23 protein-coding genes are annotated in these 22,077 nt (G+C 58.5%); 19 read left to right on the forward strand and 4 right to left on the reverse strand.

The features are described from left to right. Window positions 1–9: 9 nt before the first annotated feature. The 14 genes from AB7M33_RS08975 (at window position 10) to glmS (ending at window position 13,228) form a co-directional block, all read left to right on the forward strand. Window positions 10–801 carry a ParA family protein gene (locus AB7M33_RS08975; RefSeq protein WP_027592075.1) on the forward strand — a complete coding sequence of 264 codons (792 nt, stop codon included), beginning with the start codon at window positions 10–12 and terminating at the stop codon, window positions 799–801. Between the two features lie 9 nt (window positions 802–810). After that, the gene (locus tag AB7M33_RS08980; RefSeq protein WP_027592076.1) at window positions 811–1,683 is read left to right on the forward strand and encodes a ParB/RepB/Spo0J family partition protein; all 873 of its coding nucleotides are present in this window, start codon (window positions 811–813) and stop codon (window positions 1,681–1,683) included. A 148-nt stretch (window positions 1,684–1,831) separates the two neighbouring features. Then, window positions 1,832–2,239, forward strand: a complete 408-nt coding sequence (locus AB7M33_RS08985; protein ID WP_027592077.1) for a F0F1 ATP synthase subunit I — start codon at window positions 1,832–1,834, stop codon at window positions 2,237–2,239. 16 nt (window positions 2,240–2,255) lie between these two features. Next, window positions 2,256–3,125: a F0F1 ATP synthase subunit A gene (atpB, locus tag AB7M33_RS08990; RefSeq protein ID WP_265967490.1), complete on the forward strand. Its 870-nt coding sequence runs from the start codon at window positions 2,256–2,258 to the stop codon at window positions 3,123–3,125. Window positions 3,126–3,267: 142 nt separating this feature from the next. Beyond that, a complete protein-coding gene (gene atpE, locus AB7M33_RS08995; protein ID WP_003097235.1) occupies window positions 3,268–3,525 on the forward strand; it encodes a F0F1 ATP synthase subunit C in 258 nt (85 codons plus the stop codon). 57 nt (window positions 3,526–3,582) lie between these two features. After that, the gene (locus AB7M33_RS09000; protein ID WP_003253189.1) at window positions 3,583–4,053 is read left to right on the forward strand and encodes a F0F1 ATP synthase subunit B; all 471 of its coding nucleotides are present in this window, start codon (window positions 3,583–3,585) and stop codon (window positions 4,051–4,053) included. 12 nt (window positions 4,054–4,065) lie between these two features. Then, the gene (locus AB7M33_RS09005) at window positions 4,066–4,602 is read left to right on the forward strand and encodes a F0F1 ATP synthase subunit delta (protein WP_003253191.1); all 537 of its coding nucleotides are present in this window, start codon (window positions 4,066–4,068) and stop codon (window positions 4,600–4,602) included. A 21-nt stretch (window positions 4,603–4,623) separates the two neighbouring features. Continuing rightward, entirely contained in the window at window positions 4,624–6,168 is a 1,545-nt protein-coding gene (atpA, locus tag AB7M33_RS09010) for a F0F1 ATP synthase subunit alpha (RefSeq protein ID WP_099430841.1), read from the forward strand. A 48-nt stretch (window positions 6,169–6,216) separates the two neighbouring features. After that, window positions 6,217–7,077 (forward strand): F0F1 ATP synthase subunit gamma, encoded by an 861-nt coding sequence (gene atpG / locus AB7M33_RS09015; RefSeq protein ID WP_016489911.1) that lies wholly within the window; start codon window positions 6,217–6,219, stop codon window positions 7,075–7,077. Between the two features lie 27 nt (window positions 7,078–7,104). Further along, on the forward strand, window positions 7,105–8,481 hold the full coding sequence (atpD, locus tag AB7M33_RS09020) for a F0F1 ATP synthase subunit beta (RefSeq protein ID WP_016489910.1): 1,377 nt from the start codon (window positions 7,105–7,107) through the stop codon (window positions 8,479–8,481). Window positions 8,482–8,524: 43 nt separating this feature from the next. Continuing rightward, window positions 8,525–8,944 carry a F0F1 ATP synthase subunit epsilon gene (locus tag AB7M33_RS09025; RefSeq protein WP_016489909.1) on the forward strand — a complete coding sequence of 140 codons (420 nt, stop codon included), beginning with the start codon at window positions 8,525–8,527 and terminating at the stop codon, window positions 8,942–8,944. A 122-nt stretch (window positions 8,945–9,066) separates the two neighbouring features. Beyond that, window positions 9,067–10,434: a bifunctional UDP-N-acetylglucosamine diphosphorylase/glucosamine-1-phosphate N-acetyltransferase GlmU gene (gene glmU, locus AB7M33_RS09030; RefSeq protein WP_027592079.1), complete on the forward strand. Its 1,368-nt coding sequence runs from the start codon at window positions 9,067–9,069 to the stop codon at window positions 10,432–10,434. 179 nt (window positions 10,435–10,613) lie between these two features. After that, window positions 10,614–11,390, forward strand: a complete 777-nt coding sequence (locus tag AB7M33_RS09035; protein WP_027592080.1) for a DeoR/GlpR family DNA-binding transcription regulator — start codon at window positions 10,614–10,616, stop codon at window positions 11,388–11,390. A gap of 2 nt (window positions 11,391–11,392) precedes the next feature. After that, entirely contained in the window at window positions 11,393–13,228 is a 1,836-nt protein-coding gene (gene glmS, locus AB7M33_RS09040) for a glutamine--fructose-6-phosphate transaminase (isomerizing) (RefSeq protein WP_454242734.1), read from the forward strand. A gap of 557 nt (window positions 13,229–13,785) precedes the next feature. Here glmS and AB7M33_RS09045 read toward each other — a convergent pair. Beyond that, a complete protein-coding gene (locus tag AB7M33_RS09045; RefSeq protein ID WP_454242735.1) occupies window positions 13,786–13,965 on the reverse strand; it encodes a hypothetical protein in 180 nt (59 codons plus the stop codon). Between the two features lie 775 nt (window positions 13,966–14,740). On the opposite strand from AB7M33_RS09045, the gene AB7M33_RS09050 reads away from it, so the two are divergent. Both AB7M33_RS09050 and AB7M33_RS09055 read left to right on the forward strand, forming a co-directional pair. Continuing rightward, window positions 14,741–14,962, forward strand: coding sequence for a hypothetical protein (locus AB7M33_RS09050; protein WP_454242736.1), 222 nt, complete (start codon window positions 14,741–14,743; stop codon window positions 14,960–14,962). Beyond that, a complete protein-coding gene (locus AB7M33_RS09055) occupies window positions 14,959–15,276 on the forward strand; it encodes a hypothetical protein (RefSeq protein ID WP_454242737.1) in 318 nt (105 codons plus the stop codon). Before AB7M33_RS09050 ends, AB7M33_RS09055 begins: the two co-directional genes overlap by 4 nt. On the opposite strand, the gene AB7M33_RS09060 is transcribed toward AB7M33_RS09055, so the two are convergent. Continuing rightward, entirely contained in the window at window positions 15,269–15,454 is a 186-nt protein-coding gene (locus AB7M33_RS09060) for an AbrB/MazE/SpoVT family DNA-binding domain-containing protein (protein ID WP_454242738.1), read from the reverse strand. The two genes, AB7M33_RS09055 and AB7M33_RS09060, sit on opposite strands and share 8 nt — an antisense overlap. A gap of 590 nt (window positions 15,455–16,044) precedes the next feature. Between AB7M33_RS09060 and AB7M33_RS09065 the strand changes: the two genes are divergently transcribed. Beyond that, window positions 16,045–16,458 carry a hypothetical protein gene (locus tag AB7M33_RS09065; RefSeq protein WP_081717437.1) on the forward strand — a complete coding sequence of 138 codons (414 nt, stop codon included), beginning with the start codon at window positions 16,045–16,047 and terminating at the stop codon, window positions 16,456–16,458. 181 nt (window positions 16,459–16,639) lie between these two features. After that, entirely contained in the window at window positions 16,640–17,341 is a 702-nt protein-coding gene (locus tag AB7M33_RS09070) for a copper chaperone (RefSeq protein ID WP_454242739.1), read from the forward strand. A gap of 45 nt (window positions 17,342–17,386) precedes the next feature. Here the strand turns inward: AB7M33_RS09070 and AB7M33_RS09075 are convergent, their stop codons facing one another. Continuing rightward, window positions 17,387–18,994, reverse strand: coding sequence for a tyrosinase family protein (locus tag AB7M33_RS09075; protein WP_454242740.1), 1,608 nt, complete (start codon window positions 18,992–18,994; stop codon window positions 17,387–17,389). Between the two features lie 155 nt (window positions 18,995–19,149). Then, window positions 19,150–20,550, reverse strand: coding sequence for a dihydrolipoyl dehydrogenase (gene lpdA / locus AB7M33_RS09080; protein WP_085272144.1), 1,401 nt, complete (start codon window positions 20,548–20,550; stop codon window positions 19,150–19,152). A gap of 208 nt (window positions 20,551–20,758) precedes the next feature. Here lpdA and cfaB point away from each other — a divergent pair, with 208 nt between their 5' ends. After that, window positions 20,759–21,943 (forward strand): C17 cyclopropane fatty acid synthase CfaB, encoded by a 1,185-nt coding sequence (cfaB, locus tag AB7M33_RS09085; RefSeq protein ID WP_027592085.1) that lies wholly within the window; start codon window positions 20,759–20,761, stop codon window positions 21,941–21,943. Window positions 21,944–22,077 lie beyond the last annotated feature (134 nt).

Raw genomic sequence — 22,077 nt, forward strand, 5'->3', positions numbered from 1 at the left:
CGCGCATCAATGGCTAAGGTATTCGCAATCGCGAACCAGAAAGGTGGTGTGGGCAAGACCACCACCTGTATCAATCTCGCCGCTTCGCTGGCCGCGACCAAACGTCGTGTGCTGCTGATCGACCTCGATCCGCAAGGCAACGCCACCATGGGCAGCGGTGTCGACAAGCACGAGCTCGAGCACTCGGTATACGACCTGCTGATCGGGGAATGCGACCTGGCTCAGGCCATGCATTACTCCGAGCACGGTGGTTTCCAGCTGTTGCCGGCCAACCGTGACCTGACCGCCGCCGAAGTGGTGCTGCTGGAAATGCAGGTCAAGGAAAGCCGCCTGCGCAACGCCCTGGCGCCGATCCGCGAGAACTACGACTTCATTCTCATCGACTGTCCGCCGTCGTTGTCGATGCTGACGCTGAACGCGTTGGTGGCCTCCGATGGCGTCATTATCCCCATGCAGTGCGAGTACTACGCACTGGAAGGTCTCAGTGACCTTGTGGATAACATCAAGCGCATCGCCGCCCGGTTGAACCCGGAGCTGAAGATCGAAGGCCTGTTGCGGACTATGTTCGACCCGCGCCTGAGCCTGAACAACGATGTTTCGGCCCAGCTCAAGGAACACTTCGGCGAGCAGCTGTACGACACGGTCATCCCGCGCAACATTCGCCTGGCCGAGGCCCCAAGCTTCGGCATGCCGGCCCTGGCCTACGACAAGCAATCGCGTGGCGCGCTGGCTTATCTGGCCCTGGCTGGGGAACTGGTACGCCGTCAGCGCCGTCCATCCCGCACTGCACAAACAACTTAAGGAATCCGTATGGCCGTTAAGAAACGGGGTCTCGGACGTGGGTTGGATGCACTGCTCAGTGGTCCTTCCGTCAGCGCGCTCGAAGAGCAGGCTGTCAAGATCGACCAGAAAGAACTGCAACACCTGCCGGTCGAGCTGATTCAACGTGGCAAGTACCAGCCGCGTCGCGACATGGACCCGGTGGCGCTGGAAGAACTCGCGCACTCGATTCGCACCCATGGCGTGATGCAGCCGATCGTGGTTCGTCCGATTGCCGACAACCGCTACGAGATCATCGCCGGTGAGCGCCGTTGGCGCGCCACCCAGCAGGCTGGCCTGGACACCGTGCCGGCCATGGTCCGCGAAGTGCCGGACGAAACGGCCATCGCCATGGCGCTGATCGAAAACATCCAGCGCGAAGACCTCAACCCCCTGGAAGAGGCCCTCGCGCTGCAGCGCCTGCAGCAGGAGTTCGAACTGACCCAGCAGCAGGTAGCGGATGCCGTGGGCAAGTCGCGGGTTACCGTGGCCAACCTGCTGCGCCTGATCACCCTGCCTGAAGCGATCAAGACCATGCTCGCCCATGGAGACCTGGAGATGGGTCATGCGCGCGCTTTGCTCGGTCTTGAAGAGCATCGTCAGGAAGAGGGGGCGCGTCATGTTGTCGCACGTGGCCTCACCGTGCGCCAAACTGAGGCACTGGTGCGTCAGTGGCTCAGCGACAAGCCTGATCCGGTCGAACCGAGCAAACCTGATCCGGATATCGCACGCCTTGAACAGCGGCTCGCAGAGCGCCTGGGCTCTGCCGTACAGATCCGTCATGGCAACAAGGGCAAGGGCCAGTTGGTTATTCGCTATAACTCGCTTGACGAGTTGCAAGGCGTCCTTGCTCACATCCGCTGAAACAATTCCTGTTGTAGCGCGCAGTCGGAAATCACTACGAAGAGTTGAATAGGGGTTAATCCACCCCTATACTCTGCGCGCATTTTGTCGGCACAAATTATGCCAAGTCATAGCTGACTTGTTGGTCGACTTCCGAGGAGCAGTTGTGATGGAAATACGCACGCCAAACCGCTTGCCTTTCCATCGCTGGGCGGTTTTTCCGGTACTGCTGACTCAATGTGTTGTACTGCTGTTGGCAACGTTGGTGTTGTGGCAGTGGAAAGGGGCGGTCAGTGGATATTCAGGTCTCTGCGGAGGTTTGATTGCCTGGCTACCCAATGTGTATTTCGCCTGGAAGGCATTTCGCTTCAGCGGAGCCCGGGCAGCGCAGGCCATCGTCAAGTCGTTCTACGCTGGCGAGGCAGGCAAAATGATTTTGACGGCAGTGCTGTTTGCACTGACCTTCGCAGGAGTGAAGCCATTGGCGCCGTTAGCAGTATTCGGCGTCTTCCTGCTGACCCTAATGGTCAGCTGGTTCGCGCCACTGCTAATGAATAAAAGACTTTCGAGACCTTAGGGCGTTTGAGGCAACCATGGCAGCAGAAACCGCTTCGGGCTATATCCAGCACCACTTGCAGAACCTGACCTACGGTCAACTACCAGACGGCAGCTGGGGCTTCGCCCATTCGGCTGCAGAAGCCAAGGCAATGGGCTTCTGGGCGTTCCACCTGGACACCCTGGGCTGGTCCGTTGCGCTGGGTCTGATCTTCCTGTTCATCTTCCGCATGGCGGCGAAGAAGGCGACCTCCGGCCAACCTGGCGGTCTGCAGAACTTCGTCGAAGTGATGGTCGACTTCGTCAACGGCAGCGTGAAGGACTCCTTCCACGGCCGTAGCCCGGTGATCGCACCGCTGGCGCTGACCATCTTCGTCTGGGTATTCCTGATGAACGCCGTCGACCTGGTACCGGTCGACTGGATTCCTCAGCTGGCCATCATGATCTCCGGTGATCCGCACATTCCGTTCCGCGCCGTGTCGACCACCGACCCGAACGCGACCCTGGCCATGGCCTTCAGCGTATTCGCCCTGATCATCTTCTACAGCATCAAGGTCAAGGGCCTGGGCGGCTTCATCGGTGAGCTGACCCTGCACCCGTTCGGCAGCAAGAACATCTTTGTTCAGATCCTGCTGATCCCGGTGAACTTCCTGCTCGAATTCGTCACCCTGATCGCCAAGCCGATCTCGCTGGCCCTGCGTCTGTTCGGCAACATGTACGCCGGTGAGCTGGTGTTCATCCTGATCGCCGTCATGTTCGGCTCCGGCCTGCTCTGGCTGAGCGGCCTGGGTGTGGTGCTGCAATGGGCGTGGGCTGTGTTCCACATCCTGATCATCACCCTGCAAGCTTTCATCTTCATGATGCTGACCATCGTCTACCTGTCGATGGCGCACGAAGATAACCATTAAGACCGCCTGGCGTGTCTGATAGCCTTCCTCGCCGGTACGGGGGGAGGGCTTAAAAAGTCCGCAAGGGCAGCTGTACTCACGATTTGTTTTACCGCTTCAAACTAAAAACCTAACCAATACGACGTAAAAGTCGGGAGGAAAGATGGAAACTGTAGTTGGTCTGACCGCTATCGCTGTTGCTCTGCTGATCGGCCTGGGTGCTCTGGGTACCGCCATTGGTTTCGGCCTGCTGGGCGGCAAATTCCTGGAAGGCGCTGCTCGTCAACCAGAAATGGTTCCGATGCTGCAGGTTAAAATGTTCATCGTTGCCGGTCTGCTCGACGCCGTAACCATGATCGGTGTTGGTATCGCTCTGTTCTTCACCTTCGCGAATCCGTTCGTTGGTCAGATCGCCGGCTAATCACTCGTCACCACGAGTTGATTTGCTGTATGAATTAAGACCGAGCGAGGTGTTGGCGTGAACATTAATGCAACCCTGATTGGCCAATCCGTTGCTTTCCTGATTTTTGTACTCTTCTGCATGAAGTACGTATGGCCTCCGGTCATCACTGCTCTGCAAGAGCGCCAAAAGAAGATTGCCGATGGCTTGGACGCTGCCAACCGCGCAGCTCGCGACCTGGAGCTGGCCCAAGAGAAAGCGGGTCAGCAACTGCGTGAAGCTAAAGCACAGGCAGCCGAAATCATTGAGCAAAGCAAGAAACGCGCTGCTCAGCTTGTCGAGGAAGCCCGTGAACAGGCCCGCGTCGAAGCTGACCGTGTGAAGGCTCAGGCTCTGGCCGAGATCGAACAGGAACTGAACAGCGCTAAAGACGCCCTGCGTGCCCAAGTGGGTGCTCTGGCCGTTGGCGGTGCTGAAAAGATCCTTGGCGCCACAATCGATCAAAACGCGCATGCGGAGCTGGTTAACAAACTGGCCGCTGAAATTTAAGCGAGGGCGATCATGGCAGAACTGACCACGTTGGCCCGACCTTACGCTAAGGCTGCCTTTGAGCATGCCCAGGCCCATCAGCAACTGGCCAATTGGTCAGCCATGCTCGGCCTGGCTGCTGCGGTGTCGCAAGACGACACCATGCAGCGCCTGCTCAAGGCCCCGCGACTGACGAGCGCAGAAAAGGCCGCCACGTTCATTGACGTGTGCGGTGACAAGTTCAATGCACAGGCACAGAATTTCATTCATGTTGCCGCGGAAAACGACCGTCTCCTGCTTCTGCCGGAGATTGCCGCTCTGTTCGACCTGTACAAGGCCGAGCAAGAGAAATCCGTGGACGTGGAAGTCACCAGTGCCTTCGCGTTGAACCAAGAACAGCAAGACAAACTCGCCAAGGTTCTCAGTGCACGGTTAGGCCAGGAAGTGCGCCTGCACGCGTCGGAGGATGCCAGCCTGATTGGCGGCGTCGTCATCCGCGCTGGTGACCTGGTAATCGATGGCTCTGTTCGCGGCAAAATCGCGAAACTGGCCGAAGCATTGAAATCTTGAGTTTGAAGGGGCAGCAGAGCAATGCAGCAACTCAATCCTTCCGAAATTAGTGAAATCATCAAGGGCCGCATCGACAACCTCGATGTGAGCTCCCAAGCCCGTAACGAAGGTACCGTCGTTTCGGTTTCCGACGGTATCGTGCGGATCCACGGTCTGGCCGACGTCATGTACGGCGAAATGATCGAGTTCCCTGGCGGCGTCTACGGCATGGCCCTGAACCTGGAGCAAGACTCCGTAGGTGCAGTGATCCTGGGTGCATACGACACCCTCGCCGAAGGCATGAGCGCCAAGTGCACCGGCCGCATCCTGGAAGTTCCGGTTGGTAAGGAACTGCTGGGTCGCGTCGTCGACGCACTGGGCAACCCGATTGACGGCAAAGGCCCGCTGGGCAACACCGAGACCGACGCGGTCGAGAAAGTTGCTCCAGGCGTAATCTGGCGTAAGTCGGTAGACCAGCCTGTACAGACTGGCTACAAGTCCGTTGACGCCATGATCCCTGTCGGCCGTGGCCAGCGTGAGCTGATCATCGGTGACCGTCAGATCGGCAAGACCGCCATGGCCATCGACGCCATCATCAACCAGAAAGACTCCGGTATTTTCTGTGTGTATGTTGCTGTCGGCCAGAAGCGTTCCACCGTTGCCAACATCGTTCGCAAGCTGGAAGAAAACGACGCACTGAAGAACACCATCGTGGTGGTTGCCAGTGCTTCGGAATCCGCCGCACTGCAATTCCTGGCGCCATACGCCGGTTGCACCATGGGCGAGTTCTTCCGTGACCGCGGTGAAGACGCACTGATCGTTTACGATGACCTGTCCAAGCAGGCCGTTGCCTACCGTCAGATCTCCCTGCTGCTGCGCCGTCCACCAGGACGTGAAGCGTACCCAGGCGACGTGTTCTATCTCCACTCCCGTCTGCTGGAGCGTGCATCGCGCGTTTCGGAAGAGTACGTCGAGAAGTTCACCAACGGTGCTGTGACTGGCAAAACCGGTTCCCTGACCGCGCTGCCGATCATCGAAACCCAGGCTGGCGACGTTTCCGCGTTCGTTCCGACCAACGTGATCTCGATCACCGACGGTCAGATCTTCCTGGAATCGGCCATGTTCAACTCGGGCATCCGCCCTGCAGTGAACGCCGGTGTTTCGGTATCCCGCGTAGGTGGTGCCGCTCAGACCAAGATCATCAAGAAGCTGTCCGGTGGTATTCGTACCGCTCTGGCTCAGTACCGTGAACTGGCTGCATTCGCCCAGTTCGCTTCCGATCTGGACGAAGCGACCCGCAAGCAGCTGGAGCATGGTCAGCGCGTTACCGAGCTGATGAAGCAGAAGCAGTACGCGCCAATGTCCATCGCGGACATGGCCCTGTCGCTGTACGCCGCTGAGCGTGGTTTCCTGACTGACGTAGAAGTCTCCAAGATCGGTAGCTTCGAGCAAGCACTGATCGCCTTCTTCAACCGTGATCACGCTGAACTGATGGCGAAGATCAACGTGAAGGGTGACTTCAACGACGAAATCGACGCTGGCCTGAAAGCCGGTATCGAGAAGTTCAAGGCCACCCAGACCTGGTAAGCCGCAGCGGGGGCCCAGGCCCCCGCTTGCTAACCTGATAGGTGATACATGGCAGGCGCAAAAGAGATTCGCAGTAAGATTGCGAGCATCAAAAGCACGCAAAAAATTACCAGCGCCATGGAGAAAGTGGCGGTCAGCAAAATGCGCAAGGCACAAATGCGCATGGCTGCTAGCCGTCCTTACGCGGAGCGTATCCGCCAGGTGATCGGTCATCTGGCCAACGCCAACCCGGAATACCGCCACCCTTTCATGATCGAGCGCCCTGTTAAGCGCACCGGTTATATCGTGGTGAGCAGTGACCGTGGTCTGTGCGGTGGCTTGAACACCAACCTGTTCAAGGCCCTGGTCAAGGACATGAACGCAAACCGCGAACAGGGCGTGGAAATCGACCTGTGCGTGATCGGCAGCAAGGGTGCGACTTTCTTCCGCATCTTTGGCGGCAACGTCGTAGCCGCGATCAGCCACCTGGGCGAAGAGCCATCGATCAACGATCTGATCGGCTCCGTCAAAGTGATGCTGGACGCCTACCTGGACGGCCGTATCGATCGCCTCTCCGTGGTTTCGAACAAGTTCATCAATACCATGACCCAGAAGCCAACGGTCGAGCAATTGGTACCGTTGGTGGCAACCCCGGATCAGGATCTCAAGCATCACTGGGATTACCTGTACGAACCCGACGCAAAAGAGCTGCTGGACGGCTTGATGGTGCGTTATGTGGAGTCGCAGGTATACCAGGCGGTGGTCGAGAACAACGCTGCTGAACAAGCGGCCCGGATGATCGCCATGAAGAACGCCACAGACAACGCCGGTGATTTGATCAAAGAGCTTCAGTTGATCTACAACAAGGCGCGTCAGGCTGCGATCACCCAGGAGATCTCGGAAATCGTCGGCGGCGCTGCCGCGGTTTAACGGTTCACATATTCAGAGGATCCAGCTATGAGTAGCGGACGTATCGTTCAAATCATCGGCGCCGTCATCGACGTGGAATTCCCACGTGACGTCGTGCCGAGTGTATACAACGCGCTGAAAGTACAAGGCGCGGAAACCACCCTCGAAGTTCAGCAGCAGCTGGGCGACGGCGTGGTTCGTACTATTGCGATGGGCTCGACCGAAGGCTTGAAGCGCGGTCTGGATGTCGTCGACACCGGCGCTGCCATTTCCGTTCCTGTTGGTAAGGCCACCCTGGGCCGTATCATGGACGTACTGGGCAACCCGATCGACGAAGCCGGCCCGATCGGTGAAGAAGAGCGTCGCGGTATCCACCAGCCAGCGCCTTCGTTCGCTGACCAGGCAGGCGGCAACGACCTGCTGGAAACCGGCATCAAGGTTATCGACCTGGTTTGCCCGTTCGCCAAGGGTGGTAAAGTTGGTCTGTTCGGTGGTGCCGGTGTCGGCAAGACCGTAAACATGATGGAACTGATCCGTAACATCGCCATGGAACACAGCGGTTACTCCGTGTTCGCTGGTGTGGGTGAGCGTACTCGTGAGGGTAACGACTTCTACCACGAGATGAAGGACTCCAACGTTCTCGACAAAGTAGCGCTGGTCTACGGTCAGATGAACGAGCCACCAGGAAACCGTCTGCGCGTAGCGCTGACCGGCCTGACCATGGCTGAGAAGTTCCGTGACGAAGGTAACGACGTTCTGCTGTTCGTCGACAACATCTATCGTTACACCCTGGCCGGTACTGAAGTATCCGCACTGCTGGGCCGTATGCCTTCGGCAGTAGGTTACCAGCCGACCCTGGCTGAAGAGATGGGCGTTCTGCAAGAGCGCATCACCTCCACCAAGGAAGGTTCGATCACCTCCGTCCAGGCCGTATACGTACCTGCGGACGACTTGACCGACCCGTCGCCAGCGACCACCTTCGCCCACTTGGACGCCACCGTCGTTCTGTCCCGTGACATCGCCTCCCTGGGTATTTACCCAGCGGTCGACCCACTGGACTCGACTTCGCGCCAGCTGGACCCGAACGTGATCGGCAACGAGCACTACGACACCGCGCGTGGCGTTCAGTATGTTCTGCAGCGCTACAAAGAGCTGAAAGACATCATCGCCATCCTGGGTATGGACGAACTGTCCGAGACCGACAAGCAACTGGTAGCCCGCGCTCGTAAGATCCAGCGCTTCCTGTCGCAGCCGTTCTTCGTGGCCGAAGTCTTCACCGGTTCGCCAGGCAAGTACGTTTCCCTGAAAGACACCATCGCTGGCTTCAGCGGCATCCTCAAAGGTGACTACGACCACCTGCCAGAACAAGCGTTCTACATGGTCGGCAGCATCGACGAAGCGATCGAGAAAGCCAAGAAACTGTAATTCCTGCGCCCCGCAAGGGGCGCTATCAGGTTGAGGCAAGCAGATGGCTATGACAGTCCATTGCGATATCGTCAGCGCGGAAGGAGAGATTTTCTCCGGTCTGGTCGAGATGGTGGTTGCGCACGGTAACCTGGGTGATCTTGGTATCGCTCCGGGCCACGCGCCGCTGATCACCAATCTGAAGCCAGGTCCCATCACGCTGACCAAGCAGGGTGGCGCCCAAGAGGTGTTTTACATCTCTGGTGGTTTCCTCGAGGTTCAGCCGAACATGGTCAAGGTGCTTGCCGATACCGTGCAACGTGCTGCAGACCTGGATGAAGCTCAGGCTCAGGAAGCCCTCAAGGCTGCCGAGAACGCCCTGAATCTGAAAGGCGCGGACTTCGACTACGGCGCCGCCGCCGCACGTCTGGCCGAGGCCGCAGCTCAGCTGCGTACCGTCCAGCAAATGCGCAAAGGCAAGTAATCGGCCCTGGGCTGATCACTTCTGTTGCGATTGAGTAAAAGGGTAGCCTCGGCTACCCTTTTTCTTTTTCCGAATTTTTCCCCCCGGTCATTTCACTGACCGCCCAGGATTGGTAGCCAGTAATGTCACTCGATATCGTTATTCTCGCCGCCGGCCAAGGTACCCGCATGCGCTCGGCGCTGCCCAAGGTGCTGCACCCGGTTGCCGGCAACTCCATGCTTGGCCATGTTATCCACAGCGCGCGTCAACTCCAGCCGCAAGGTATCCACGTGGTCATTGGCCATGGTGCCGAGCAGGTGCGTGAGCGCCTGGCAGCTGACGATCTGAACTTTGTCATGCAAGACAAGCAGCTGGGTACAGGCCATGCCGTGGCCCAGGCGCTGCCAGCATTGACCGCTGACACCGTACTGGTGCTGTACGGTGATGTGCCGTTGATCGAAGTGGAGACCTTGCAGCGCCTGTTGGCCAAGGCCAATGATCAACAGCTGGGCTTGCTCACGGTCACCCTCGAAGACCCGACCGGCTATGGCCGTATCGTGCGTGACGAGCAGGGCAAGGTGACGGCCATCGTTGAGCACAAGGATGCCAGCGACGCGCAGAAGGCGATCAAGGAAGGCAACACCGGCATTCTGGCCCTGCCTGCGGCGCGCCTGGCGGACTGGATGAGCCGCTTGTCGAATAACAATGCCCAAGGCGAGTACTACCTGACCGACGTCATCGCCATGGCGGTGTCCGATGGCCTGGTGGTTGCCACCGAGCAACCTGAAGACCCGATGGAAGTGCAGGGCGCCAACGACCGTCGCCAGCTGTCCGAGCTCGAGCGCCACTATCAGCTGCGCGCAGGCCGCCGCCTGATGGCCCAGGGCGTCACCCTGCGTGACCCGGCGCGGTTCGATGTACGGGGTGAAGTGACCGTTGGTCGCGATGTGCTGATCGACATCAACGTGATCCTCGAAGGCCAGGTGGTCATCGAAGACGGCGTAGAGATCGGCCCCAACTGCGTGATCAAGAACAGCACCCTGCGCAAGGGTGTGGTGGTCAAGGCTAACAGCCACATCGAAGGTGCGGTGATGGGTGAGGGCAGCGATGCCGGCCCGTTCGCTCGCCTGCGCCCAGGCAGTGTGCTGGATGCCAAGGCCCATGTGGGTAACTTCGTCGAGCTGAAAAACGCTCACTTGGGCGAAGGCGCCAAGGCAGGCCACCTGAGCTACCTGGGCGACGCCGAAATCGGCGCGCGCACCAACATCGGCGCTGGCACCATCACCTGCAACTATGATGGCGCCAACAAGTTCAAGACCGTGATGGGTGAGGACGTGTTCATCGGTTCGAACAACTCACTGGTGGCGCCTGTGGAAATCAAGGCCGGCGCGACCACGGCAGCCGGTTCGACTATCACCCAGACCGTCGAAGCCGCCGACCTGGCTGTGGGCCGCGCGCGCCAGCGAAACATCTCGGGCTGGAAGCGGCCGGAGAAGATCAAGAAGAGCTGAGTTATACACAGCTGTTCGATCGAAAGCCGACTTATGTGAATAAGTCGGCTTTTTTTTGCGGCGTGAGTTTGCGCTCCTACAGGGGACGAAACTATCCACAGCGCAGCAACTGCTTGACGAAACGAGCGTCTTAGGTTTTGATTGCAACCATTATCTTTCGAAACGAAACTTAAGCGCTCATGTCGAAACGTAACACGCCTCAACGCCGCCACAACATCCTGGCCATGCTCAGTGAGCAAGGGGAGGTGAGTGTGGATGCATTGGCCAAGCGCTTCGAAACCTCGGAAGTGACCATTCGCAAAGACCTCGCCGCCCTGGAAACCAACGGCCTGTTGCTACGCCGCTATGGCGGTGCGGTACCGGTGCCGCAAGAGCTGCTCGGTGAGCCGGCCCAGCCCGTGTCTGCCTACAAGAAGGCCATTGCCCGCGCGGCGGTAGGGCGTATCCGCGAACATGCGCGGATCATCATCGACAGTGGCAGCACCACTGCCGCGATGATTCCCGAGCTGGGCCGACAGCCTGGCCTGGTGGTGATGACCAATTCCTTGAACGTGGCCCGCGCCATCAGCGATCTCGAGCATGAGCCTGTATTGCTGATGACCGGTGGTACTTGGGACCCGCACTCCGAGTCGTTCCAGGGGCAGGTTGCCGAGCAGGTGCTGCGCTCCTACGATTTCGATCAGCTGTTCATCGGTGCCGATGGCATCGACCTCAACCGGGGCACCACCACCTTCAATGAGCTGCTGGGCCTGAGCCGAGTCATGGCCGAGGTCGCCCGTGAGGTGATCGTGATGGTCGAGTCCGACAAGGTGGGGCGCAAAATCCCCAACCTTGAGCTGCCGTGGGGCAGCGTGAATACCCTCATTACTGACGAACGCCTGCCCGCAGCGGCACGCGAACAAATTCAAGCCCGCGGCATCAACCTGATTTGCGCCGCGATCAGCCAGGAGCAATGAACATGTGTGGAATCGTTGGTGCCGTAGCCGAACGTAATATCACCGCCATCCTGATCGAAGGCCTCAAGCGCCTTGAGTACCGCGGGTACGACAGTGCCGGCCTAGCGGTCTACAGCCAGCAGGGTGGCCTGGAGCGTCGCCGCCGGATTGGCAAGGTCAGCGAGCTGGAAGCTGCCGTGGCCGCCGAGCCGCTCGTCGGCCAGCTGGGTATCGCACACACGCGTTGGGCTACCCACGGCGCGCCAACCGAAGGCAATGCCCACCCACACTTCTCGGGCAGTGAATTGGCGGTCGTGCACAACGGCATCATCGAGAACCACGAAGAACTGCGTGAAGAGCTCAAAGGCCTCGGCTACGTGTTCACCTCGCAGACCGATACCGAAGTCATCGTCCACCTGATCCACCACACGCTCAAGACCGTTACAGACCTGACCGACGCGCTGAAGGCTGCAGTGAAGCGCCTGCACGGTGCTTATGGCCTGGCCCTGATCAGCGCTAAACAGCCAGACCGCCTGGTAGCTGCCCGCAGCGGCAGCCCGCTGGTGATCGGCCTGGGCCTTGGCGAGAACTTCCTGGCTTCGGACCAGCTGGCCCTGCGCCAGGTCACCGACCGTTTCATGTACCTGGAAGAAGGCGATATCGCTGAAATCCGCCGTGACCAGGTCAGCATCTGGGACCAGGCTGGCAACAAGGTTCAGCGAGAAACCGTGCAGTATCACGAAGGTGCAGAAGCGGCGGACAAGGGCAACTACCGTCACTTCATGCTCAAGGAAATCCACGAGCAGCCAAGCGTGGTCCAGCGCACCTTGGAAGGCCGTCTGGGCAAAGACCACGTGCTGGTACAGGCCTTTGGCCCGAAAGCCGCCGACCTGTTCGCCAAAGTGCGCAACGTACAGATCGTTGCCTGCGGCACCAGCTACCACGCCGGCATGGTCGCCCGTTACTGGCTGGAAAGCCTGGCCGGCATCCCTTGCCAGGTCGAAGTCGCCAGCGAGTTCCGCTACCGCAAGGTGGTGGTGCAGCCCGACACCCTGTTCGTCTCGATCTCGCAATCCGGTGAGACTGCCGACACCCTGGCTGCCCTGCGCAACGCCAAGGAGCTGGGCTTCCTCGGCAGCCTGGCGATCTGCAACGTCGGCATCAGCTCGCTGGTGCGTGAATCCGACCTGACCCTGCTGACCCTGGCTGGCCCGGAAATCGGTGTTGCTTCGACCAAGGCGTTCACCACCCAGCTGGTCTCGCTGATGATGCTGACCCTGGCCCTGGGCCAGGTACGCGGCACCCTCGAAGCCGGTGTCGAAGCCGAGCTGGTTGAAGAATTGCGTCGCCTGCCGGCCCGCCTGGGCGAGGCACTGGCCATGGACGCAACTGTCGAAAAGATCGCCGAGCTGTTCGCCGACAAGCACCACACCCTGTTCCTGGGCCGCGGCGCCCAGTACCCGGTAGCGATGGAAGGCGCGCTCAAGCTCAAGGAAATCTCCTACATCCACGCCGAAGCCTACCCGGCAGGCGAGCTGAAGCACGGCCCGCTGGCGCTTGTGGATAACGACATGCCAGTCGTGACCGTGGCGCCGAACAACGAACTGCTGGAGAAGCTCAAGTCCAACCTGCAGGAAGTGCGTGCCCGTGGCGGTGAGTTGGTGGTGTTTGCCGACGAGCACGCTGGCATGACCAACGGTGAAGGCACCCACGTGATCAAGGTGCCGCACATCGCTGACGCCCTGGCGCCGATCCTGTACACCATCCCGCTGCAGTTGCTGTCGTACTACGTGGCGGTGCTCAAGGGCACCGACGTTGACCAGCCGCGTAACTTGGCGAAGTCGGTGACGGTGGAATAAACCGACGGGCAACAGTTAAAAAGCTGGCGACAAACAACATAGTTTGACACAACACACAACCCCCCCATATTTACGGGGGTTTGTGCGTTCTGGGCTGAGCGATCGGTCCGGTTGATCCGCTTCGCTTCAGCGCGAGACTAATGTGAGAAGACCTCCCCCACGAGCATAGGCTCTGGAATGCCCAAGGTGTTGATTGGAACGTTGTTACTAAGCTAGGCTTTAGCGATGTTTTTATTAAAAACTTAGGTCTGTCTCGAAGATATGCTCAATTGCCGAGGGCATTAGCTCAGCCTGAGCTGCTTTCGAAGTTTATTTCTGAGCTGATTGCTAGTCGGCCTTATCCATGGAATGTGCTCGATTTTTTCGTAATCGATTTAATTGGCTTGCGATGGCCGTTTTTCGAACTCAAGCGATAATCGTGCATGAGCCAAGAGAAGCCATGAGTACAAGGTAAAATGTAATAGGAAAGTTTCGCTTGGTTCGATAAAGTGGATTTAATTATTTCGGGCGGCAGTGGAGTAGCCGCTTGAATTTTATCGTGGGCGGGAAGTAATTGATCATGAATTTCTCCATTCCATTGGTGGTGCTGTCAATTGTTGTTCGCGAGGAATCGGATTCGGCCTGATGTCGTGCAAGGCCCAAATCCACTTGATGATGGCCGGAGAAACACCGGGGGCAAGTGCTATGTTAACCGCCGCTTCGGCGTGGCGGGCCAAGGTGAGCACGATGCGCCTCATGCAACCAACTCCAGCAAGAGGGAGCAGTCCGGGATATCCTAATGGCTACATAAAATATGAGAACAAGTCTGGCCAAGGTGTTGACCCTAATACAGGCAAAACATTGCCGAATTCACAGAGCCACTTCCCCATCAGGTGAACAATATGAGCATCTTACAGAGTATTCTAAACTCCAGAGTCGTATCAATTGACTCCCAAGATGAGTGTACTCATCTTGAGTTTAGTAACGGAAATACACTAAATATCTTTAACTCTAGCTCAATCACGCCAGCCGGCACTGACTTAACTGGCTTGACGCTCACAAGCATAACTGAAGGCGGAAAAATTATTGTTTTGATATTTGACAGTAAGATCAAATTAGAAGTTAGTCTCGAAGACCGAGCCTATAATGGTCCGGAGGCCCTTAGTCACATAGACTCTACAGGTCGGATAACTGTGTGGAATTAACTGGTCTCTTTGGGTTAAAGAGCGAAGCTGGCTCAAGGCAATTTAGTCGCACCTACTAACAGGAGCGATTTCAGTTTTCAGTTCTGGTGGATCCTGGTTGAGCAAAAGACATCTGATAGAAATGTCAAATGTCTTTTGTGTTAGCCGCTTAGATCTGAATTCTTCGGGATAACGTTGACGACTCATGGCACCTCCTATTTGGCCTCATTATGAGGATTGGAGGTGTCTAGGAAACCAGGGGCGGTTCACCCAGCTCCCCGGCTGGGAGGCCAAGGACCGGTTCTACAGCGGCAACCACCCGTTCCTGTGTGACTGCGGTGCTCGCTTCTTGATCGCAGAAACGTCAGTGAGCCAGGCATTCGATTCGGCTGAAACTGTAGACGGTGACGCTGGTTTTGACCGGCAGGCCAAGGCCAACCTAATGTGCGAGCTGTACGTGATCCTTGGAGCTCTTGATGCCCTAGCTGCAGTGCTGGATCAGGTGCTTGCCGCGGTCGAAGGCGAGCAGCTTCCGTACTCCACTCTGATTCCATTCGAGAACGACAAATGAACAAGATCAATTGGTTCGCGGTTTCCAACCCAGACGGTAAGCGCTTTCCCGAGTGGCGGCGGTCGTTCGGCGTCAGCGACAGCGGTACTGTCTTTGTGCCGGCGGCAATGGCGGGTGATGAGACAGAGATGAACGTGATGCTCTGTGCTAGTGGTGACGGACAGTGCACCGCGGTGCATCTCGATCATCACTTTGTTCCCAGTGATTGGCTGAAGGGTGAGTTCCCAAAGCACTTAGAGCTGATTGAAATGGTAGAGGCTCGTGCCAAGACTGCCTTTAGTGAAGTCAGTCAACAGGAGCCAGCAGCTACCTAGGAGTAGCTTCACGGACTGGCTTCAGGACTATCACTCCGTCGATGAGCTCGATGCTCAACTGGTCACCAACTGTGACACCAAGCGCCTTTAAGATTTCTGGAGGTAAATCGATGATGACGTCTTTTGAGCCGTCTTCGGGATCCTGGCATTTCACCGTCATACGCAATGGCTGGATCATTGAGGTCGGTTCCTGTGTGGCTTCACCGACTCATCGTACTCCCTTGCGCTGCTGCAGGACGAGTTACCGCCTCGCTGGCAACCGGCTCGGGTTCTGACCTGTTTGTGTCAAACTATATTGTCAGCTATGACCCCCCGTTTTTCAAAGCTGGACGGGTTGTGTCAATCTATGTTGTTGCGGAGGCTACAGCGTCAACGGCTACAGGCCCCAATTTTCGCGGGTGCTTGTGTCAAACAATGTTGTGAGCACCCAAAAGCACCGGCCCCGCTGTGATCAACAGCAGGAGCTGGTGCTTTTTTGCGCAGTAAAACGGTTTTTGGTATAACTTTCGGCCGGTTCAAGGGATTGAACACATTCAAACGCGCCTCAAAGGAATGACTGATGCCTGCTGTCCCCCCTTCTTACCTCGCTGCCGCCGTCGTCCTGACCGGTAGTGCCCGATTTTCCGCAAGTCAGCCCAACGCCTAGCCATCGCCTATTCACCACGCCTGCATGTGCCCGCGAGGTTCGTATGGAACTGTCTGAAATTTCTCCAGTCAGGGTGTGCTCAAGGCCAAAGCACTTCTTCAATCATCTGTAAGGTTGTCCACATGAAAGCTCTTCGTAATTGCCTCTTCGCCGCGCTGCCTTTCGTAGCCCTTTCGGGTTGCGCGAATTTTGAGCAAACAATGCAGGAAATTCAGAAGGCGACCGCGCCAGTTGCTATCGATCAAAGCCTTGCAGAAATCTGCCGTGTCACGAAAGAAAACAAGGTTCGCGCAAACAGCCTGTACCGCGGCAAGACCTTCTCCACTAACGGTGAAGTCGCCATGATCAATCAAGGGCTCGAGGCGTATCGGGTAGTGCTGAGCGTTGGCGACGTGGATATCCACGCTGAATCGACCAACACCAGCATGGTCAATGCGCTTTCCGTTGGGAAAAAATCGAATGTTTCCGGTGTCGTGACATTGGTCGACTACGACTACAAGAACTGCCACATCTCGCTCAAGAACGCGACGTTCTGAAGGTAATGCCAGGCTGCGGCGCTCTTGTTTGCAGGGCGCTGCGGCATAGCCTGCGTAGCATCCGGGTGCGCCTGTCACCATCAGTCGGCGTACCGGCAAGCCTTAGCAACCTGCTCTATAGTCACTAGCGCGGCACAGGCAATGAGCCAGGCCGTCTAGCCGATGACAGGGAGGTCGTCTGATGGCGCGCCAGGCTAATGCGCCCCTGCCAGCATGGGTGCGCGACACCTGCAGTGATCCGCTCAAATGTGCGTTATGGGCTGCCAGCCTCGTTGCTTTTATCTGGATGGCGCTCAATAACGACAGCCACCACGATCTTGAATCGTTCTGTATTTCCGGCTCGCCCTCGATGCTGACCGAGGGATGGCTGAACCTGCGCCTCTATTATTCCAGCATGGACATCGCCGTTTTCACCGGTGCGGTGGGGCTGATGCTGGTCGCGATGATGCTGCCCGCGCTGCAGGGGCCATTGGCGCATCTGTGGCATCAATCAAGGCCCTACCATCGAGCGCCCGCTGTCGCGGCATTTCTGCTGGGGTATTTTGGCGTGTGGCTGGCGGGCAGTTCACTGCTGTTGATGATTGCGCTGTTGCTGGTTTCTTTCACCGGCTCGCAACTCGTTGCAGGGTTGCTGGCGCTGATAGGGGCAGGGGGGTGGCAGTTGTGCGCGTTCAGGGCGCGTTGCCTTGTGCGCTGCCATCGGCCCGCCAGCGTCGCCAACCCATTGGCCAAGGGGGCGCTGCATGGGGTGTGGTGCTACGCCACCTGTTGGCCGTTGATGCTGATTGCATTTTGCCTGCCGTCTGTTCATCTGCCCGTGATGATTGTCGGTGCAATCATCATTGCCTATGAGCGTAGGGACCGACAGCGTTCAAGCGCCTGAGCGCAGCACCCGAAGCCAGACTTAGGATGCTGCGCCGGCGGTGGCTCAGTAGGTTTCCAGTTTGAATGGCACGTCAGCGGCTACAGCGTTGCTGCTATTGAGCAGTTTGGCCCCCTCTGGCCGTTTGAGCACCGTGTCACGGGTCTGAACTTCCACTTCGATTGTGCCTTCATCAATCGCCGAGTTGTCGGCGTTGAGTGGCAGCTTGAAGGTAGCGGTGGCTTCCAAGTGGGTCTGGCAGTTCATGCAGCCTTCGACATGCCAGCGGCTGAGTATCGGCCGGGTCCCCAGGTATTCGCGCTTGCCATCGACCTTGGCGTAGGCGCTGATCAGGAACGAACCGCGGATCTTGCCCCGGTTGATGCGGCTGACCCGCAAGGTCTTGCCAGCGGGTTGCACGGCCTCGGCCTTGAACAGCAACGGCTTGTTGGGTTGGGCGTAGGCGTCCAGCGAGCCTTTGCCGTAGCCATAGCCCAGCTGGGTTTCGATGTTGAAGCAGTCACGGGTGGTGAAGGGGCTGCCGTCGGCCTTCACGAACGGGTCAAGCGTGGTGTCCAGGCTCAGGATGGCATTCGGGTCCAGGCCTGCTGCCCCTGCTGGCGGTTGCACGCCATCGGGTTTGTAATAGCTGGCGCCGGGATCGGTGGCATCGATGCTGAATTCATCAGTCGCGCCTTGCCGACGCTGCCAGGTCCGGAACACATAGTCGATGAAGCAGTGGTGGAAGAAGAAGATCGGGTCCAGGCCGGCGGTCTCGTTCTCGCCCATGTCGCCGTTGGCACCCGGGATCGCCGAATTGTTGCCTTGCCCCGGGTAGTCGAAGCCGCCGACGGCCAGGTGCATGAAGTTATGCGGCTCTTCCAGAGAGACATGGTGAGTGCCCGCTGGGTCAGCCTTGTTTTTCGCGGCGGCCGACGTGGTATTGGAGAACAGGGTGTAGGTGGGCGCGTCCAGGCAGTTTTCGAAGCGGGTGAATACCTCGCCACGCCACCTGCCACCGATCTTGATCTTGCCGCTCAGCCAGGTACTGATGTTGCTATTGAGGTAGCCGATGTTCTGCTCTGGGTCTGGGAATTGCGCGTTATGGGCGTCGGTCTTCGCGCGGTCCTCATCAGTGCCCACCAAACCGGACAGCGGGTAACGCACTGTCTCGTAGCCTTCCGGCTTGCTGTAGATGATCGGCGTGTCCTCGACCTCGTCGGTGATGGCTTTCGGGAACACGAAGGAGCGCAGAGGGTTGTCGATCTTCTGGCCATCGAGCACGAAATATTCTTGGGTCAGGGCCGACGGGATACCGTTTTCCCGTGATGCATCGCTGCATTCATCCCAGAACGGCAGGGTCACGTCTTTGCAGCCGGGGATGCTGCGCAGCGCCTCTTCCAGGCGCCAGAGGTAGGCGCGGTGCCAGCTTGGGAACAGCACCGTCCCGTGCTGGCAGTAGCCGCCCCACCAGTTGGGGTCGGTCTTGCCCTTGTCACGGAATGGCTCGCCATGCAGGCCGCCGAGGGTGAAAAAGGAGTTTGGGTCGTTAGCGGGAAGATCCTTGATGCCCTTCCAGGCGCGGATCAGATTCTCAAGTTCTGCTTTTTTGCCTTGATCGTAGTCAGCCTGGATATCGCTGAGCGAACGACGTACACGCGGGGTGGATGACATGGTGAACCTCCTTGTTGCCACTGGTCCCGAAAACTCGGGGGTTTACTGCTCCATCGTCCAGCATATCCGGGTTGTAAAAATCTGCCTGGGAGGGCGCCAGACGGTTGATCTCCGTATCAACCGTGCCAGCACCGGCCCCTGTGGCCGAGGTTTTGTCAGATCTGCATCGCCATCCCTTCCACATTCATCGCCGCCTGGCGCAACGCCTCGGAGCGGGTCGGGTGCGGGTGGCAGGTGAGGGCGATGTCCTCTGCCGACGCCGAGAACTCCATGGCTACGCAGAATTCACCGATCATCTCACTGACACTCGGGCCCACCAGGTGCACGCCCAGTACCTCGTCGGTGTTGGCATCGGCGAGCACCTTGGCGAACCCTTCGGTCTCGTGGTTGATCTTGGCGCGGCTGTTGGCGGTGAAGGGGAACTTGCCCACCTTGTAGGCGCGGCCTTCGGCCTTGAGCTGTTCTTCGGTCTTGCCGACGCTGGCCAGCTCGGGGCGGGTATAAATGACACCGGGGATCAGGTTGTAGTTGACCTCATGGGCCTTGCCGGCGATGCGCTCGATGCACGACACCGCTTCATCTTCAGCCTTGTGCGCCAGCATCGGGCCTGAGGTGACATCGCCGATCACCCAGATGCCAGGCACCGAGCTGCGGTGATGATCGTTGCTCAGCATGCCGCGCTTGTCGGTCGCCAGGCCTACGCTTTCCAGGTTCAGGCCCTGGGTGTAGGGGCGGCGACCGATGGCCACCAGCACGTAGTCGGCCTGCAAGGTTTGTGCGTCGCCACCGGCGGCGGGCTCCAACGTCAGGCTGACGCCGTCGGCCGACGAGGTGGCCTGGGTGACCTTGCTGCCGAGCTTGAAGCTCATGCCTTGCTTGGCCAAGGCCTTCTGCAGGGTCTTGGCGGTTTCTTCATCGGTGCCCGGGCAGATGCGGTCGAGGTATTCGATGACAGTCACTTCGCTGCCCAGGCGGCGCCATACCGAACCCAGCTCGAGGCCGATGACGCCGGCGCCGATGACGATCAGGTGCTTGGGCACCTGGGGCAGGGACAGGGCACCGGTCGAATCGATGATGCGCTGATTGTCGATGGTCACGCCTGGCAGGGGCGTGGGCTCGGAGCCGGTGGCAATGACGATGTCCTTGGCGTGAAGGGTGCTTTCGCTGCCGTCCTCGGCCTTGACCACGACTTTGCCAACGCCATCCAGACGCCCCCAACCCTTGACCCAGTCGACCTTGTTCTTGCGGAACAGGTACTCGATGCCCTTGGTCAGGCCGGTAACGCTCTCGTCCTTCTGCTTCATCATCTGGGCGAGGTTCAAGGTGGGCTTCACTTCGATACCGAGGTGGGCGAACTCCTCGCCGCTGGCGGCCTCGTACAGCTCGGATGCATGCAGCAGCGCCTTGGACGGCATGCAGCCGACATTGAGGCAGGTGCCGCCCAAGGTCGAGCGGCCTTCCACACAGGCAACGGTCAGGCCCAGCTGGCCTGCACGGATTGCCGCGTTGTAGCCGCCAGGGCCACCGCCGATGATCACCACGTCATAGGATTTCATGGGTTCAACTCCAGGATGAAGAAGCGCGAGAGGGGCACAAGGTTAGTCTGTGCGTTTAAAGTTGTATACAATCCGCGTGTCTTTCATGTCTGTTTGTTCTAGACCATCGTCGTGTAAAGCCCAAAATCGGCACCAATGAACTACCCTGATCCGGAGGCGTCCGAAATTATGAGGCGTGACGCCCCGTTACCTGAAGGGAGGGTCATTGATGCTTGCGCAACTTCCACCTGCGTTGCAGAGCCTGCACTTACCTTTGCGTCTGAAGTTATGGGACGGCAACCAGTTCGATCTTGGGCCCAGCCCGCAAGTCACGATCCTGATCAAGGAGCCTCAACTGATCAGCCAGCTGACCCACCCGAGCTTGAACGAGCTGGGTGAGGCTTTCGTTGAAGGCAAGCTCGAGCTTGAAGGCGATATCGGCGAGGTCATTCGGGTATGCGACGAACTCAGCGAGGCGCTGCTGAGTGACGACGAGGACGCTGTTCCACAGCGTACCGCCCATGACAAACACACCGATGCCGAAGCCATTTCCTACCACTACGACCTGTCCAACGCGTTCTACCAGCTGTGGCTGGACCCGGACATGGCTTACTCCTGTGGCTACTTCCGTGAGCCAGACAACACCCTCGCCCAGGCCCAGCAGGACAAGTTCGATCACCTGTGCCGCAAGTTGCGCCTGCAGGCCGGTGACTACCTGCTGGACGTCGGCTGTGGCTGGGGTGGCCTGTCACGCTTCGCCGCGCGCGAATACGGTGCCAAGGTATTCGGAATTACCTTGAGCAAGGAGCAACTCAAGCTGGGCCGTCAGCGGGTGAAGGAGGAAGGGCTGGCCGAGCAGGTCGACCTGCAGATCCTCGACTACCGTGACCTTCCCCAGGATGGGCGTTTCGACAAGGTGGTCAGTGTCGGCATGTTCGAACACGTGGGGCATGCCAACCTGCCGTTGTATTGCCAGAAGCTGTTCGGTGCCGTGCGCGAAGGTGGCTTGGTGATGAACCATGGCATCACCGCCAAGCATGTGGATGGCCGGCCGGTAGGGCGGGGGGCAGGAGAGTTCATCGACCGTTATGTGTTCCCCCATGGCGAGCTACCCCACCTGTCGATGATCAGCGCGAGCATCTGTGAAACAGGGCTCGAGGTGGTCGATGTAGAAAGCCTTCGCCTGCATTACGCCAAGACCTTGCACCACTGGAGCGAAAACCTGGAGAACCAGCTGCACCGCGCCGCGGCCATGGTGCCGGAAAAGACCCTGCGTATCTGGCGGCTGTACCTGGCCGGTTGTGCCTATGCCTTTGAGAAGGGCTGGATCAACCTGCACCAGATTTTGGCTGTGAAGCCCTATGCCGATGGTCACCATGACCTGCCTTGGACCCGCGAGGATCTTTACCGCTGAACGTCCAACCTTTGTAGGAGCAGCCTTGTGCTGCGAAGAGGCCGGTGCAAGCACCATCGATTGCGGGTGCCTGCACCGGCCTTTTCGCAGCACAAGGCTGCTCCTACAAAGAATGAGTAAGCTTGAAACTCACC

The organism is Pseudomonas sp. Y3 TE3536, assembly GCF_053629175.1.